Below are 16,368 nucleotides of genomic sequence, written 5' to 3'. Positions count from 1 at the left end.
GCAATTGCCCGAATGGAATCGATCATTCGTGGAGTGGCTTTCATCGCAGTTTCCTTTGTCTTTCGATGCATGATATTGGGGTTAAGATGAACTGGATTAGAGTACTTTTGCCTCATGTATGCATTGCCGAGGCCTCCTCGCTTCGGATACGCCGCCACCGAAACTACATTTAAAGCCTAATTATTTGACCATTTTTCGCCGATTCCTGAATATCCAGCTCCAATACGAGCAATTTAGGTATATTCATCAGCCCCTGCGCTTCTATGGCCAAAGCCTCTGAGACATTCCCCAATAAACGCCCCTGTATCTTGCTGGCGCTAGGCTGGTACTCTAGCGCCATCCATCGTGGGATTGCGCGCTATGCACGGAAGGCGAACTGGATTCTCGACGCCGGCATGGCACGGAATGGGCGTATTCCTAGCTCCCGACAATTTGACGGCGTGATCTCACTGTTGAGCGATGACCTCCCTCTCCTGGAATTTGTCCGCAGCTGCAGGAAGCCCGTCGTCAATATCGGGGACGTGCAGGTACCGGGTATCCATACCGTACATTGCGATGACGAAGCCATCGGGCAAATGGCGGCCAAGCATTTCATCAGCCGGGGCTTTCGGCATGCCGCCTTTTTTCTAGGTTCGGAGAGTGCCTCGTCCAACAAGCGCATGCGCGCCTTCGAGAAAGCCATGACGCATTCAGGAGCTTCGTTTCACAAAATCGATGCTAGCTTGCTCAGGTCGTCAAAGTTGGACCCTTCGATCGATGAGCATGAGCTCACGAGCCGGCTCGGCGACACCCTCATGCAGCTCCCCCGCCCTTTGTCGGTTTTCTCCGAATATGACGAAGTCGCTATCGAGGTCTTGTACGCCTGCCACAAGATGGGCATCCCCGTGCCGGAACAAGTCGCTGTCCTGGGCGTGGACAATGATCCCCTCTTCTGTGACTTCGCGCCGGTCCCCTTATCCAGCATCGACAACAACCAGGAAGCCGAAGGCTATCATGCCGCCGCCCTGCTCGACCAGTTCCTGCAAGGCAAAAAAAATGTGGCAGGAAAAACCTCCATTGCACCGCTGGGCGTGGCCACACGCCTCAGTACCGATATCCTCGCGGTCGACAATCCCCACGTCGCCACCGCCCTCCACCACATCTGGCAGAACTTTACCAAGCCCATCAATGCGAAGACGGTCGCCGCCACCGTCCCGATTACCTATCGCCGCCTGCACGATGCCTTCCAGGAGTCCCTGGGACGCACCATCGCCGAGGAAATTACCCTCAAGCGGCTGGAGAAAGCCCAGCAGCTCTTGCTCGACACACAGCTCCGGGCCCACGAAATCGCCGAACGCAGCGGCTTCTCCAGTGAGGACCGTATGGGACGCGTCTTCCGGCGCATCCTCAACCAGAGCCCGCTCGAATTCAGAAAGACCGAAAGTATCCGGCAGAATACTTGAAGTCCCCGTCCCGTATAGGCTGACGCCTTGTTCCGACGACCAAAAACCAGCTCGAATTCAAGAAGATCAGGGGCGCAATTCTCAGTTGACGAATGACCCGCCAATCACAATGTACTGCCCTTTCGTTCTTTGTGAGCCCGGAGCCATTCATGCATCCGGATTGTCAGCGGCAGTCAGCCCCAACTGCACACACCTCATAAAGCATTCAATTTGAATGGTTTAGCCGAAATAGCTCAGCTGGTAGAGCAACTCATTCGTAATGAGTAGGTCGTCGGTTCGAATCCGATTTTCGGCTCCATTCATAATCAACGAGTTAGGGATACAAAGTCACAAAACGAAATAGAGCATGTACCGCTAAAGTGCAGCGTTTTCACTCGTTTCGCATTTCGATGCCAGAGCACTACGAGTTAAGGTAGGCACTTGCTTAGACGCCACGACTTACCTTTGTTCACCAATCGAACTTGACCGAAAGCCGAATTGAATACAATTTGTATTCATGCGAATGGTTAAGGTTTTGACGCTGGACGACTATGCGAAGGCACACGCCAGAGCATCAAGTTCACTAAAAATCTGGCAAGCCATCGTCCAATCAGCCTCATGGAGCTGCTTCAACGATGTTCGGGCAACCTTCGGTAGCGCTGATATGGTCCGACTGCCGAATGGACGCTCAATCGTCGTTTTCAATATAGCCGGCAACGAGTATCGATTAATAACCGCCATTCACTTTACACCCCAAAATCCCAGACGGGGGCGCGTCTATATTCGTGAATTTCTAACGCACGCCGAATACGACAAGAACGACTGGAAAGAAAGGCACTGAGATGAGCACACAAACACTACAACCAGACAAGCTACCAACTACTTACGAGGGCCTGTTTCGCATTCACACCTTAAAGCCGATACATGACTCAGTGGGCTATGAGAACGCCTGCGAGATACTAGATGCCCTCAGCGGACTGGAACTAAATAAAGAGCAATCGGAATACCTTGAGGTACTCAGCATCTTGGTAGAAGCTTACGAGAAAGATTGCGGCGAAATGGCAAAGGTAAGCGGCGTCGATGCTTTGCGCTACCTGTGCGAGGAAAATAACCTCAGCGGCAGCAAACTCGCTGAGATGCTTGGAGTTTCCCGAGCACTCGGTGTCAAGCTGCTTGCAGGAGAACGCAACTTGACAATCGCGCATATTGGCAAACTTGCAGAGCGTTTCAAGGTGTCACCTGAGCTGTTTATCAAATAAACTCCTATGCTCGACTTTTCGTTCAATCATCTTTGTTCGAAATACAGCCCTAGCATCCATTCTGAGGATCGCTCACGAAGCCGCCAGTTGGCGCAGATTCATGATATCCCGGACCGGCGGTGCGCCGAATTGACGACTGTATTCACGGCTGAACTGGGAGGGGCTTTCATAGCCCACCTCGAAGGCGGCAGTGGCTGCGTCTTTGCGCTCCAGCAGCATGAGACGGCGGGCTTCCTGCAGGCGCAGCTGCTTCTGGTACTGCAGGGGGCTCAGAGCCGTCATCGTCCGGAAATGATGATGGAAGGTCGAGGTGCTCATGCCGACTTCCTGGGCCAGATCATCCACTTTGAGCGGTTGGGTGTAATTGTCCTTGAGCCAGAGTATGGCTTTCGAGACCTGATGGCTTTGCGAACCGGAGCTGGCGATCTGTCGCAGGCGCATGCCCTGATTGCCGATGAGGAGGCGATAGACGATTTCCTTCTGAATAATCGGAGCGAGAATGGGAATGTCTTCTTCGTGTTCAAGTAGCTGCACCAGTCGCACCACCGCGTCGAGCAGCGGTTTGGTGACTTCGCCGGTTTCCATCCCAAGGTTGGGTTGTTGTGCCCGGGGTGCCGGCAGCTCGCTGTCCACCATCATTTGTGCGACTTCCTTGAGGTCGAGTTTCAGCCGCAGCCCGTAATAGGGCTTCTCGGGGCTGGCCTCGCGGACTTGCACGACCGTCGGCAGGTGCAATGACGTGAGCAGATAGTTCCGGGGATCATAGACGAGCTTGTCATCCCCCAAGAGCACGTGCTTGGCCCCTTGCGCCACCATGCAGATGCTCGGCTCGTAGAGACCGGTCGTCGGCTCGGACTCGCACTCCCGTTTAAAGAGCCCCAAGCCCGGAATCGCGGTGCTGTGCCGCTCTCCCTGCTCGGTCAATCGGGCAATGCAGTCGATCAGGGCCTGTGTCCCCGCCTCGATGCCGGTTTCGTTATCCTGTGCGTTCATATCGATAAATAATGCGTTTGGGGTTCATCCGCAAGTCCTTGGGATGATTCGTTCAAAGCTCTGATTTGGCCACATTTCCAGACTATTTTCGGTCGTCCGGACTTTTAGGCAAGAATGCCGGAGTATCGGTCTACCGGCAATGCCACACCTTGGTGTATGCTCTAGCCACCATGAAAAAACGCACCTTAGGAAAGAGTTCTCTCGAAGTGTCCGCCCTCGGCCTCGGCTGCATGGGCATGAGTTTCTCCTATGGCCCGCCCAAGGACGAAGCTGAAATGATTTCGCTCCTGCGGGCTGCAGTGGAGAGAGGTGTCAATTTTTTCGACACGGCCGAAGTCTATGGCCCGTTCACCAACGAAGAGCTGGTCGGCAAGGCGCTCGCCCCCATCCGCGAACAGGTCGTCATCGCGACCAAGTTCGGTTTCAACACATCATTAGATCCTCGGGAAGATAATACAGGAAAACCCCTTCTGAACAGTCACCCGGACAACATCAAAAAGGTCGCGGATGCCTCCTTGAAACGCCTGAACATCGATGTCATCGACCTCTTCTACCAGCACCGGGTGGATACCGAGGTGCCGATCGAGGACGTCGCCGGTGCGGTCAAGGAGCTCATCGAGGCGGGCAAGGTCAAACACTTCGGCCTTTCCGAAGCCAGTCCCGCGACGATCCGCCGCGCGCATGCCGTCCAGCCGGTCGCCGCCCTGCAAAGCGAATACTCGATCTGGTGGCGGAAGCCGGAGGCGGAAATCATTCCAACGCTGGAAGAGCTCGGCATCGGCCTCGTGCCCTACAGTCCATTAGGCAAGGGCTTCCTCACCGGTAAGATGGAGACAACCACAACCTTTGCCAGCGACGACTTCCGCAGCAAGTTGCCACGCTTCCAGACCGAAGCGATGGAAGCGAATCAGGCGATGGTCAACCTGCTCAAAACCATTGCCAGCGAGAAAGGGGCCACACCGGCCCAGGTCGCCCTCGCTTGGCTGCTCGCTCAAAAGCCCTGGATCGTTCCGATTCCCGGGACCACGAAGTTGCACCGCCTCGAAGAAAACATCGCGGCGGTCGACCTCGAACTGAGCACTCACGACCTGATCAAAATCGATACAGCCGCCGCCCGGATCGAGTTGGTCGGTAACCGCTATCCGGAAGCACTCGATGCGCTGACCGGGCGTTAATCCATCCCTCTCAGTTAACCACAAGTCCACCCACTACAGTATCTATGAAATCAATCGCCAGACTACTACTCGCCCTCGCGGCGCTCGCTGCCACACATCAAATCATGGCCGCCGGCAATCCGGTACCTGCCAAGGGCTATGCACTGTTTTCCAGTGACGGATCCTTCCAACCCTACGAATTCAAGCGCCATGCAGTCGGCGAACATGATGTACTGATCGAGACGCTCTATGCGGGTATCTGCCACAGTGATATCCACCATGTCCATGAAGACTGGGGGCCGTCTCACTACCCACTGGTCCCGGGGCATGAAATCGTCGGACGCATTACCCAGGTCGGCGAAGGCGTGACCAAGTTCAAGGTCGGCGACTATGCCGGTGTTGGCTGCATGGTGAATTCCTGCGGTGAATGCGACTACTGCAAAAAGGGACTGGAGCAATTCTGCGAGAAAGGCGCGGTGTTTACCTATGGCTCCCCGGACAAATACCATGGCAACGTGATCACCCAGGGGGGCTATTCCAATAACATCGTTCTCTCCGAGGACTTCGCCATCAAGGTGCCGGCCGATGCGCCCATTGAAAAGGTCGCACCTCTGTTCTGCGCAGGCATCACGACCTACTCGCCCCTGAAGGCAACCAAAGTCACCAAGGGCGACAAGGTCGCGGTCGCCGGGTTCGGTGGTCTCGGTCATATGGCCGTGCAGTACGCGATCGAGATGGGGGCAGAAGTCACTGTCTTCGACATTACCGAAGTCAAGCGTCAGGACGCACTGGAAATGGGCGCTGTAAAATACGTCAATGTGCGCACCCCGGAGGAACTCAAGGGCCTCAAGGACAGCTTCCGTGTCATCATCAGCACGATCCCCGCGAACTATGATCCGGGGATGTATGTGAACATGCTTCAAATGGGCGGTGAGCTAGTCATCGTCGGCATTCCGGCCAATGACGAACGTCCGTCCATCGACATCGGCTCGCTCGTGTTCATGTCTCAACGCAAGGTTTCCGGCTCCCTGATCGGCGGCATTCCTGAAACCCAGGAGATGCTCGATTACTCGGTCGCACAAAACATTTACCCGGAAGTGGAGGTGATTCCGGTCGATCAGATCGACGAAGCCTACCGCAAGGTCTTAGACGGCGAAGTAAAGTTCCGCTACGTCATCGACATGCGCACGATGGATTAAGGCTCAAACTGTAATAATTAATTTCAACAAGTATTAAAACTATGAATACGATCGGATATGCCGCACAAAGTGAAGGCGCGCCGCTGGCCCCCTTTCATTTCGAACACCGCGACCTCAGAGCCAATGATGTTGCGATTGAAATTCTCTACTGTGGCGTCTGCCACTCCGACCTGCACACGGTGCGAGGTGACTGGGGGCCGCAAAGCTATCCCCTGATCCCCGGACACGAGATTATCGGACGCGTGCTAGAGGTCGGTCCGGACGTTAAAAAATACAAGGCGGGCGATCATGTTGCTGTCGGCTGTATGGTGGACAGCTGTCAGGAGTGTGACCAATGCCAGCACGGTGAAGAGCAATTCTGCCGCGAGGGCATGACGCCGACCTACGGCGCGCCGGACCGTATCAACGGCCGGATTACCCAAGGTGGTTACTCAAAACACATCGTGGTCCGAGAAGAGTTCGTCTTGCGTGTACCGGACGGGCTCGACCTTTCCAAGGCAGCGCCGATCCTTTGTGCGGGTATTACGACTTACTCGCCGCTTCGCACCTGGGGTATCAAAGAAGGCAGTCGCGTGGGTGTGATTGGCCTGGGCGGACTCGGCCACATGGCAGTCAAGCTGGCGTCCGCCATGGGCGCGCATGTGACTGTGATGAGCCGCACGGCTGACAAGAAGAAGGACGTCGAGGACCTCGGCGCGGATGCGCTACTGATTTCGAGCGACGAAGACGCAATGCAGCAGGCAACCAATTCCTTCGACCTCATCATTGATACGGTCCCGGTAAAGCATGATCTCAATGTTTACATGCCGCTCTTGGACATCGACGGCTCACTCGTGCTGGTCGGCCAAATCGGACCGCTTGCGGAACCCAACACGGCTCCCTTAGTCATGGGCCGCCGTCGTATCGCCGGCTCCCTCATCGGTGGTATTGCCGAAACACAGGAGCTGCTCGATTTCTGTGCGGAGAAGAACGTCTATCCGGACTGTGAAATGATCCGGATGGACCAGATCAACGAAGCCTTCGAGCGCATGGAGCGTTCGGACGTCCGTTACCGTTTCGTGATCGATATGGCCACACTCGAAGCCTGAACGTCCCTCAAAAGGTAGGGCGCGTTATCCTTAACGCGCCGAAGTGCGGTGGAGCGATTCGATAAGGATTCGAAATCTACCCGTGTTGATATGGCTCGATATTTTAGCCCTCAAAAGAACTCAAGAAAGGAAAAATGACCATGCTCAATTCAATCTCAAATCTAAAGCAGTCGATCCTGATCAGCCTGATCGGAGTTCTGGCACATGTTGAAAGCTTTGCTGCCGATGGCGCGGCCTTGCCGGAACGACAGCAACGAATCGTCCCGATCGCGGCGCATACAGCGAGCGGCAACCTTGCCGGGCTGGATATCGCGCTGCGCAAAGGTCTCGACGCGGGTCTGACTGTTGTGGAAATCCGCGAAGTCCTCGAGCAAATGTATGCCTACGCGGGCTTCCCTCGCAGCCTCAACGGCATCGGAACCTTGATGAAGGTGCTGGAGGACCGGAAGGTCCATGGTATCACCGACGCGCAGGGCGAAGAGCCCAAGCCCTTCCCTCTTGAAGAATCCAGTCTGGAACTGGGCACCGCGAATCAGACCCAGTTGCTGGGTGCACCTTCCTCCGGGGCCTTCATCGAGTTCTCGCCCGCAATCGATTACTATTTGAAAGCCCACCTCTTCGGCGACATATTCAGCCGCGCGACGCTGAACTTCAAGGATCGTGAAGTCGCGACCGTGGCCGCACTGGCCGCAATGGAAGGTGTGGTCCCGCAACTGAAGGCGCACTTCAATATCGCGATGAATGTCGGGCTGACTGAAGCTGACTTCATTCACTTGATTGCCGTGCTGGAGACAGAAGTCAGCAGCGAGGCTGCCGATACTGCACGTGAGGCCCTGGCCGACGTGCTGGCGCAGAAATATTCCGCCAAGGGAATCCGCGTCATCCCGGGCGATGCCAAAGCCGCGGTCGACGGACCGGCCGAGTATTTCACCGGCAAGGTGAAGGTCGACGATCCATTCGGTAAGAATCCGCCGTCCCTCGTTGCCGGAGCCACCGTTCACTTCGATGCCGGTGCCCGCACCGCCTGGCATGCGCACACGATGGGGCAGACCCTCGTCGTGACCGAGGGCACCGGCCTGGTGCAACAATGGGGCGAAGCCGCGCAGGTAATGAAGTCCGGCACGACCGTCTGGATTCCGCCACACACAAAGCACTGGCACGGAGCGACGGCGGACAGCAAGATGACACACGTCGCGATTCTTGAAGATCCGGATGGCCACGCCACCGAATGGATGGAACTGGTCAGCGACGAACAGTATGAGGCGGCCTGGCGTACTGGCTTACGCTAATCCACGAGCGTAAGCCCAGATACACCAGGCCTCCATCACCTCAATATCACTTACTGTCCGTAGTAGGCGTCCTTGCCGTGCTTACGAAGGAAATGCTTGTCGAGCAGGGAGCGGGAAATGCCGTGGCAATTCGGCGCAATCGCGAAGGTCTTGATCGCCATGTCGGCCACGATCTCCAAGGCATGCGCGTACTCCACGGCCTTGGCACCGGATACGTTCCAGGCGAAGGGGCCATGCCCGTTGACCAACACGGCAGGGAAGTCCATCGGGTTGAGTCCCTCGAAGCGCTCGACGATCACATTGCCGGTCTCCCACTCGTATTCGCCCTGGATCTCCTCGGGAAACATTTCACGGGTGACCGGAACGGTCCCGTAGAAGTGGTCCGCGTGGGTCGTGCCGAGACAGGGGATCTCGCGTCCGGCCTGGGCAAAGGCCACCGCGCAGCGCGAATGCGTATGCACGACCGAGCGCACCCCCGCCTCACCGAAGGCGAGAAAGAGCCTGCGGTGGGTCGGGGTGTCGGATGAGGGTTTCAAGCTGCCGTCGACAATATTGCCGTCCAGGTCGACGACCACCATGTCTGCGGGACGCAGCGCGGCATAATCCACCCCGCTCGGCTTGATGGCGAAGACGCCGGCCTGCGGATCGTACACACTGACATTTCCGAAGGTCAGGTCGACCAGACCGGTCTTGGGCAGGGCGATATTCGCCTCGCAGCACTCCTCGCGTATGTCCTTGTAGTTCATTTTAATTCCAGTGTCCGGGGTTTGATTGCTTTGCTAGATACCGCGGATGCCGTAGTAGACCTCGCCGGTACGCAGGTCCTGCTTGAAGCGCCGCATCTCGGTCGTACCGTCGATGAAGACGCATTCGACACCGCTCATTTCGGCCAGCAGTTCGATCTGCTCGGCCGTGACATCGAAGCTGAATGCGGTGTGGTGGGCGCCGCCGGCCTGAATCCAGGCCTCCGCCGCCGTGGCGAGGTTCGGCTTGGCGTCCCAGAGCACGCGGGCCACCGGAAGTTTCGGCATGTCCTGCGGGATCGTCACGCTCTCGACCTCGTTGACGAGGAAGCGGAAGCGGTTGCCGAGGTCGACCAGCGACACATTGATTGCCGGACCGGTGGCTGCATTGAAGACGAGACGCACGGGGTCCGCTTTGCCGCCTATACCGAGCGCATGAATTTCGCATCGCGGCTTGGACGCGGCGATCGTCGGGCAAATTTCCAGCATGTGCGAACCGAGGCAGCGGGCACCGGCCGGATCAAAGTGGTAGGTGTAGTCTTCCATGAAGGAAGTCCCCTTCCCTTTACCTTTGCTCATAGCCTTCAAGACGCGGACCAGGACCGCATGCTTCCAGTCCCCTTCCCCGGCAAAACCGTAGCCGTCGGCCATCAGGCGCTGCACCGGGAGGCCCGGCAGTTGTGCCATGCCGTAGAGATCTTCAAAGGTGTCGGAAAACGCACCATAGCCACCCGCCTCGAGGAAGCGGCGCATCCCGATCTCGATGCGTGCGGTCTCGCGCAGGGAATCATGACGTGCCGCGCCCTTGGCCAGCTCGGGCGCCAACTCATAGCTGTCGGCATACTCTTGACAGAGCGAGTCGATCTCTGCGTCGCTGCTCTCGTTGATGACCGCCACCAAGTCGCCGATGCCGTGGGTGTTCACCTGGAAGCCGAAGACCTGCTCGGCTTCGACCTTGTCGCCACAGGTCACGGAAACATAGCGCATGTTGTCACCGAAACGCACCACCTTCAGGTTACGCATTTCGTCCCAGCCCAAGGCAACCGCGGCCCAGCTGGCCAGCGCGGCCCGGACCTCGGGCGCCTCCCAGTGGCCGACCACGACCTTGCGCTGGATACGCATACGGGTCAGGATGTGGCCGTATTCACGTCCACCGTGCGCCGACTGGTTCAAGTTCATGAAGTCCATGTCGATGCTATCCCAGGGAATGTCCCGGTTGAACTGCGTGTGCAGGTGGCAGATCGGCTTGCTCAGCGCGCGAAGGCCGCTGATCCACATCTTGGCCGGCGAGAAGGTGTGCATCCAAGTGATCACACCGATGCAGTCGTCATCCGCACTGGCGGCCACGCAGGTCGAACGGATCTCGTCCGGCGTGGTGACGATCGGCTTGAAGACGACTTCGACCGGAATCGAGACATCCGCATCAAGCGCCTTGGCGATCACTTCCGCGTTGGCGGACACTTGTTTCAATGTTTCCGGGCCGTAGAGGTGCTGGCTTCCGGTGACGAACCAAATTTTCTTCGTATTCATATCTCTGATACTCAATGATTAAGTTTAACTGTTACTGGGGTTTTATTTGCCCGAATGGGCGTAAGACTTGATGCGGAGCAGTTCCTTCATGACCGATCCGAGATCGGCACTCCCGGTCACCCCGCCAAAGGCGTCATGCACTTGACGGTACAAGGCAAAGATCTCGTTATAGACGGCATGCGCTGCGGGATCCGGGGTATAGACGACATCCTTGAGCGAAGTCATGGCCGCCTGGGCGGTGGCAAAATCCGGATAGATGCCCGCAATCACAGCGGCACCGACCGCCGAACCCAGCGCACAAGCCTGGGAGGAACCTGAAACGCGCATTTCACGACCGGTCACATCGGCATAGATCTGCATGAGCATGGCGTTCTTTTCGGCAATGCCGCCGGCGCAGACCACCCGTTCGATCGGAACACCATACTCGACGATACGCTCGATAATCATGCGTGCCCCGAAAGCCGAAGCCTCGATTAGCGCGCGGTAGATTTCAGCCTGTGTGGTATGCAGGGTCTGGCCCAGGATCAGCCCGGTCAGGCGCTGGTCCACCAGCACCGTACGGTTCCCGTTGTTCCAGTCGAGGGCCAGCAGGCCGCTGGCGCCCGGTTTCTGGACGGCCACTTCTTCGGTCAGTTCGCGGTGCAATTGGTCTTCCCCCTTGCAAACGGTCTCGACCCACCACTTGAACAGGTCCCCGACCGCGCTCTGCCCGGCTTCGATGCCGTAGTAGCCCGGAAGGATGGCTCCTTTCACGATGCCGCAGATGCCTGGAATATCGGCGATCTCCTTGTCCAGCGACACAACCCCACAATCACAGGTGGAAGTGCCGATCACCTTGACCAGGGTCCCTTCGTCCACGCCGCAACCGATGGCTCCGTAATGCACGTCAAACTCGCCCACGGCAATCGGGATGCCGGCTTTGAGGCCAAGCGTCGTCGCCCATTCCTCACACAGCGTACCGGCGGTGTGGGACGCATCCACGGCCTCGTCATAGAGACGGTCCCTCAAATCGGCCACCTTGGGATCCATCATGCTAAGGAACTCCTTGTCCGGCAAGCCGTCCCAGTCCTCCGCGTAAAAGGCCTTGTGCCCCGCAGCGCAAACGCCACGCACCACCTGCTTCGGATCCCGCACCCCGGCCAGTTCGGAAGGAATGTAGTCGGCCAGCTCCACCCAACTGTAGGCGGCATCAAAGACATCGGGAGCCACATTCAGGCAGTGCCAGATCTTGCTCCACCACCACTCCGAGGAATAGGTGTTGCCGCATTTCGCAACGTACTGGGGACGGTGTTCCGCAGCCAGCTCCGTGATACGGGCAGCCTCTTCCCAACTGGTGTGGTCCTTCCAGAGCCAGCACTGGGCATTCAGGTTGTCCTTCCACTTCGCATCCAGTCCCAGGGGACGGTTCTGCGCATCCACCGGGATCGGACTCGACCCGGTGGTATCCACTCCAATGCCGACAACCGCATCCGGTGTAAAACCGTCGCAAAGGGCCGCTTCTTTCAAAGCGATCCGGACGGATTCTCTCAATCCGTAAAGGTAATCTGCAGGACTCTGACGGGCCACGTGGGCATCCTTGGAGTCCAAGAGAATACCTTGATGGCCACTGGGGTAGTTGACTACACCGGCAGCCAATTCGACACCGGTTGAGCAATCGACAATCAGGGCACGAACCGAATTGGTTCCATAATCAATTCCAAGGGTATAAGACATGTCCCTTTTATCGAAAAATTTAAGCCCTGTGAAAACTCCACCGCTACTTGACAGTAATGCTGGCGCATGTCATAAAAAGTCATGAAACGGATCACGATGAACGAGATCGCCAAGGCGGCAGGCGTGTCGAAAAACACCGTTTCACTCGCCCTGCGCAATGATCCGCAGCTACCGGAACACACCCGGCAACGCATCCAAAAGCTCGCCGACGAGATGGGCTACCAGCTGAATCCGGTCATCGGTCAGTTGATGGCCCAACTGCGGGCCAGCAACTCTCCCGACACCCCGCAAGCGACACTCGCACTGATAAACGGCAACACAGATCCCGAAGCCTTCAAAAAACACCCGACCATCCCCGCCTATGTCGAGGGCTGCAAGCGCCGGGCACACAAGCGGGGCTACGGTCTGGACTACTTCTGGCTGCATGACCCCGAACTGAACGGCGAACGCTTGAACCGGATCCTGAAGGCAAGAGGCATTCGCGGGATCCTGATTGTAGGGATGATGAACAGCAACCGCCTCCCTTCGCAGTTCAATGCGACCTGGGAGCAATACCCCGCGGTCGTAACCGGCGTCCGGACACGACAGCCAGCCCTATCCTTTGCCAGTACCGACCACCATATCGTGGCGATGCGCGCACTGGAAAGAGCCATTGCCCTGGGTTACCAAAGACCGGCTCTGGTACTGGACCACGTGATCGACGAATTGGTCGAAGGCCGCTTCAGCTCCGGCTACACCATCGCCCAGCGGAACTTACCCCGCAAGAACCACCTCCCCACCTACTCGGAAATCGTCCGGCCCCAAGGAGATCTCACAGGCTTTAGCAAATGGCTGGAAGCGGAAAAGCCCGATGTCATCCTCACCCTCTACAACCGCGTCCGCAGCGACCTGGAGAAGCTCGGCTATGAATGCCCTGAGGATATCGGGCTCATACAGTTGGAATGGCGGAAAGACCAACCCGAATGGGCCGGCATGAACCAGCATAACGACATCGTCGGCGAAGCCGCCGTCGACATGGTCATCAGCATGATTCACAACAATGAGAGAGGCGTACCGGACTTCCCCCGCGCCACCCTGATCAGCGGCACCTGGGTCGACGGGCAAACGGTCCGGCCCCGGAAAGCTTCCGACTGAGACCACTTCGAACGAGTTCGTTCAGCAGCCGTGGAGTCCGGCTCCTCCTATACCTCTTCTCATAATTATTGAGTATATGGTGCAGCTGATTTGCTTCACCTCGCAAGGCGGCCGGTCAGGAATGCACCTAGGTGCTTGACTGTCCGGCTAACGCCGCGGGAGAAGCATATCAGCGCATCCCGCAGGGACAGGGGCGAGCTCTTCGCTGGCGGCGTTGGTCGCCTCCAGCAGGGTCTCGACCCAACTGGAGGCACCCGCCTTGCCAGCAATGAGTTCGCCCTCTGCCATATGCGCAAGAATTATGAGAAGAGGTATTAGATACGCCGGGACAGGCTTCGTCACTTCGCTGCGCTTCAGACGAAGCAAACCAGTAGCTTCCAGCTGGCTTGCCCGGGCGTAGTTCATTCAGCTGCCGTGGAGTCCGGCTCCTCTCCGATACGCCGGGACAGGCTTCGTTGCTTCGCTGCGCTTCAGACGAAGCCTGGTGGGCCCGGTGGGGTTGGTGCCTGCGGCATCTCTTCGAGACCATTGCTTCGCAATGCCCCATCTCCGCTGCGCTACGTCAAACCCACTGCGCGGGTTCTCACCCCTGCCTCGCTGCGCTCGGGGCATGCCATTCCTCCGGAATGGTGGGCCCGGTGGGGTTCGAACCCACGACCAAGGGATTATGAGTCCCCTGCTCTAACCGCTGAGCTACAGGCCCTAAATTGTTAAGGATAAAGGAGTTAAACCAGACTCGACCCGCCCAAAATTTTGAGCTTGTAACCCAGCATTGTAACCCAGAATTTCAGAGCATGTCTGATTCAACTGCTGCCACAGAAGAAAAGAACACGCCTGAGTATGTTCGGGTTGCTGAGTGTCTGTATCGGAATACGTCATCGGGTCGTTATTACGCTTTGGTGAAGCGAAACGGGAGACAAATTCGAAAAAGCCTTAAGACTCAAGACAGAAAACTCGCAGAACGCTGCTTAAAGGAATTCCTAGCCAGTATTGGGCGCATTGATCCGAGCGGCGAATCCCGCCAAATCCGCTTCGAGGAGCTCGGCCCACAATGGCTGCAAGTTCACAACGCCAGCCTCAAGCCTTCGTCTGCTGACCGCAATGAACGCTGTTACAAACAACTTCTCCCCTATTTCAAAGGTTCCCGAATTTCCGACATTCGGCGGACCGACTGCCAATCATGGGAAGTCAAGCGGGGAAAGAAGCTCAACAGCTCGACTTTCAACAAGGAAATGGAAGTCCTAAGGGGCATCTTCGATTACGCCATTGAGCGTGGCATTACTCTGGAGAATCCGGCCAGCATCCTCAAGCGGCGCAAGATCCAGTCAAAGGCGATTCTAATTCCCACGCATGACGAATTTGAAAAGCTAGTCTCTGGCATCAGCAAACTCGACGAGCGTGCCAAAGAAGCAGCCCACCTAGTCCAATTACTTGCCTTCTCCGGAATGCGACTCGGGGAAGCCATCAATATCACTTGGGACGAGGTCGATTTCGACAAAGACCGCTTCACTGTTTCCGGCGGCGAAGTCGGAACAAAGAATCACGAAACGCGCATTGTCCCACTCTTCCCCAGGCTAAAGGAATTCCTACTCAAGCTAAAGTCGGCCAACGCAGAAGAAGAGCGTCCCCGTATCATCGGAATTGAAAGCGCGAAGAAGGCTCTCATATCCGCTTGCAAAGGACAAAACCTCCCCCATTTTACCCACCATTGCCTTAGACATTACTTCGTTAGCAATGCCATCGAAAAAGGAATCGACTTCAAAACCATCGCCGCATGGGTCGGACACAAAGACGGCGGCCTTCTCGTCGCCAAGACCTATGGTCACTTACGCGACAGCCACTCCTTTGAAATGGCGAAACTAATGACATGAGACGCTACAAGAAGAAACCTGAAGATCAGGAGAAGTTCATAAAGTGCTACGCCGAATCTATACTGCGACTCCAAGCAGAGTGGTATTTAGTCAGAGACAACTGCTTACCCGCCAGCCTGGCAGATCACGTACTATACAAAGACTTCAAACGTCCCACCGGGTGGAGGCTCAAGATATGGAAGATACTCCTTAAGACTGCCTTCAGAGAAATTGCTGAATTTTCGCCCGAGCAGAACATCAATACTATAGGCGTCCTGTCGGGCATCAGGACAACAAACAACCAAATGCTCGAGAGCCTAGAGTCCGATGACCATGAAATATGGGATAAAATCAACAAGTACTTACCAGAATACGACTACGAGTCAGATCTAGCGCAATACGAAGGCCTAACAGAAAAGCTAGACCTCGAGCGCATGAAAGAACTTGTCATAAGGGAAGAGCCACAGGGTTTAGGTGAACTCTTCAAGGGCTATGGCACAGGCCTCACTATGGTAGGTACTATAGACAAAGACGGGAGCGCAAAAGCCACCAAGCCAACAACCGAGACAGATGTTTATTTGTTTATGCTGATCTTTGGGGATTTTATCAAAGAACTACCATCAGTTGAAGTTGTTTACGATTTCATGAAGCAGATCATGGAGAACGACATGCCCCAGGGGCTCGATACCTTTAAAAGAAACTGCAACAGAATCGGTTTCGTAGGTGCTTCATACAAAAGAACTAAGCGCAGAATCAATAGACAATCCATCGACACCTGACCAGTGACCCAATGAGTCATCCCTGATATTCTGGTGGCGTTATGAAGCCACTAGAAACACCCAAGCTCCGCCTCGCCTACTCACGCGTAGTGAAGTGGACCCGAACCTTGGACAGGTTGCAGTGATTGTTTAGATGTAGTCCAGTGGAGCTTCGGATGGAAGTCCAGACTGGAAGGTTGTTGGATGTTGTTATTGGTGGTGGGCAGCTGCCTTCGC

14 protein-coding genes and 2 tRNA genes are annotated in these 16,368 nt (G+C 56.3%); 11 read left to right on the top strand and 5 right to left on the bottom strand.

The window, feature by feature from the left end:
- The first annotated feature begins 263 nt into the window (after positions 1–263).
- The 4 genes from O2597_RS04695 to O2597_RS04685 all read left to right on the top strand — a co-directional run bounded on the left by O2597_RS04695 (position 264) and on the right by O2597_RS04685 (position 2,680).
- Positions 264–1,442: an AraC family transcriptional regulator gene (locus tag O2597_RS04695; RefSeq protein ID WP_269523039.1), complete on the top strand. Its 1,179-nt coding sequence runs from the start codon at positions 264–266 to the stop codon at positions 1,440–1,442.
- Between the two features lie 222 nt (positions 1,443–1,664).
- Positions 1,665–1,740, top strand: a tRNA-Thr gene (locus tag O2597_RS04690).
- A gap of 198 nt (positions 1,741–1,938) precedes the next feature.
- On the top strand, positions 1,939–2,262 hold the full coding sequence (locus O2597_RS18600) for a type II toxin-antitoxin system HigB family toxin (protein ID WP_345782999.1): 324 nt from the start codon (positions 1,939–1,941) through the stop codon (positions 2,260–2,262).
- Between the two features lies 1 nt (position 2,263).
- A complete protein-coding gene (locus tag O2597_RS04685; protein ID WP_269523038.1) occupies positions 2,264–2,680 on the top strand; it encodes a helix-turn-helix domain-containing protein in 417 nt (138 codons plus the stop codon).
- Between the two features lie 72 nt (positions 2,681–2,752).
- On the opposite strand, the gene O2597_RS04680 is transcribed toward O2597_RS04685, so the two are convergent.
- Entirely contained in the window at positions 2,753–3,673 is a 921-nt protein-coding gene (locus O2597_RS04680) for an AraC family transcriptional regulator (RefSeq protein ID WP_269523037.1), read from the bottom strand.
- A gap of 170 nt (positions 3,674–3,843) precedes the next feature.
- Between O2597_RS04680 and O2597_RS04675 the strand changes: the two genes are divergently transcribed.
- From O2597_RS04675 to O2597_RS04660, 4 genes are all read left to right on the top strand, one after another.
- The gene (locus O2597_RS04675; RefSeq protein ID WP_269523036.1) at positions 3,844–4,848 is read left to right on the top strand and encodes an aldo/keto reductase; all 1,005 of its coding nucleotides are present in this window, start codon (positions 3,844–3,846) and stop codon (positions 4,846–4,848) included.
- Positions 4,849–4,892: 44 nt separating this feature from the next.
- The gene (locus O2597_RS04670) at positions 4,893–6,026 is read left to right on the top strand and encodes an NAD(P)-dependent alcohol dehydrogenase (RefSeq protein WP_269523035.1); all 1,134 of its coding nucleotides are present in this window, start codon (positions 4,893–4,895) and stop codon (positions 6,024–6,026) included.
- 41 nt (positions 6,027–6,067) lie between these two features.
- The gene (locus O2597_RS04665) at positions 6,068–7,114 is read left to right on the top strand and encodes an NAD(P)-dependent alcohol dehydrogenase (protein ID WP_269523034.1); all 1,047 of its coding nucleotides are present in this window, start codon (positions 6,068–6,070) and stop codon (positions 7,112–7,114) included.
- 140 nt (positions 7,115–7,254) lie between these two features.
- Positions 7,255–8,403 (top strand): (R)-mandelonitrile lyase, encoded by a 1,149-nt coding sequence (locus O2597_RS04660; RefSeq protein ID WP_269523033.1) that lies wholly within the window; start codon positions 7,255–7,257, stop codon positions 8,401–8,403.
- 50 nt (positions 8,404–8,453) lie between these two features.
- On the opposite strand, the gene araD is transcribed toward O2597_RS04660, so the two are convergent.
- Genes araD through O2597_RS04645 form a run of 3 tightly spaced genes read right to left on the bottom strand, consistent with a single transcriptional unit; the run spans position 8,454 to position 12,389 of the window.
- Positions 8,454–9,149, bottom strand: a complete 696-nt coding sequence (gene araD / locus O2597_RS04655) for an L-ribulose-5-phosphate 4-epimerase AraD (protein ID WP_269523032.1) — start codon at positions 9,147–9,149, stop codon at positions 8,454–8,456.
- A 33-nt stretch (positions 9,150–9,182) separates the two neighbouring features.
- Entirely contained in the window at positions 9,183–10,685 is a 1,503-nt protein-coding gene (gene araA / locus O2597_RS04650) for an L-arabinose isomerase (protein WP_425603731.1), read from the bottom strand.
- A 33-nt stretch (positions 10,686–10,718) separates the two neighbouring features.
- Entirely contained in the window at positions 10,719–12,389 is a 1,671-nt protein-coding gene (locus O2597_RS04645; protein WP_269523030.1) for a ribulokinase, read from the bottom strand.
- An 81-nt stretch (positions 12,390–12,470) separates the two neighbouring features.
- Here O2597_RS04645 and O2597_RS04640 point away from each other — a divergent pair, with 81 nt between their 5' ends.
- Positions 12,471–13,523, top strand: coding sequence for a LacI family DNA-binding transcriptional regulator (locus O2597_RS04640; RefSeq protein ID WP_269523029.1), 1,053 nt, complete (start codon positions 12,471–12,473; stop codon positions 13,521–13,523).
- A 627-nt stretch (positions 13,524–14,150) separates the two neighbouring features.
- On the opposite strand, the gene O2597_RS04635 is transcribed toward O2597_RS04640, so the two are convergent.
- Positions 14,151–14,226 (bottom strand) — tRNA-Ile (locus O2597_RS04635).
- 91 nt (positions 14,227–14,317) lie between these two features.
- On the opposite strand from O2597_RS04635, the gene O2597_RS04630 reads away from it, so the two are divergent.
- Together O2597_RS04630 and O2597_RS04625 are read left to right on the top strand one after the other, a co-directional pair.
- On the top strand, positions 14,318–15,394 hold the full coding sequence (locus O2597_RS04630; protein WP_269523028.1) for a tyrosine-type recombinase/integrase: 1,077 nt from the start codon (positions 14,318–14,320) through the stop codon (positions 15,392–15,394).
- Complete coding sequence (locus tag O2597_RS04625) at positions 15,391–16,152, top strand: hypothetical protein (RefSeq protein WP_269523027.1); 762 nt, start codon at positions 15,391–15,393, stop codon at positions 16,150–16,152. Before O2597_RS04630 ends, O2597_RS04625 begins: the two co-directional genes overlap by 4 nt.
- Positions 16,153–16,368: the final 216 nt, after the last annotated feature.

It is taken from the genome of Coraliomargarita parva, assembly GCF_027257905.1.
GTDB classification, from domain to species: domain Bacteria; phylum Verrucomicrobiota; class Verrucomicrobiia; order Opitutales; family Coraliomargaritaceae; genus Coraliomargarita_A; species Coraliomargarita_A parva.
Note: the sequence above shows the minus strand (reverse complement) of the source record. Positions and strands in the feature narration are given on the sequence as shown.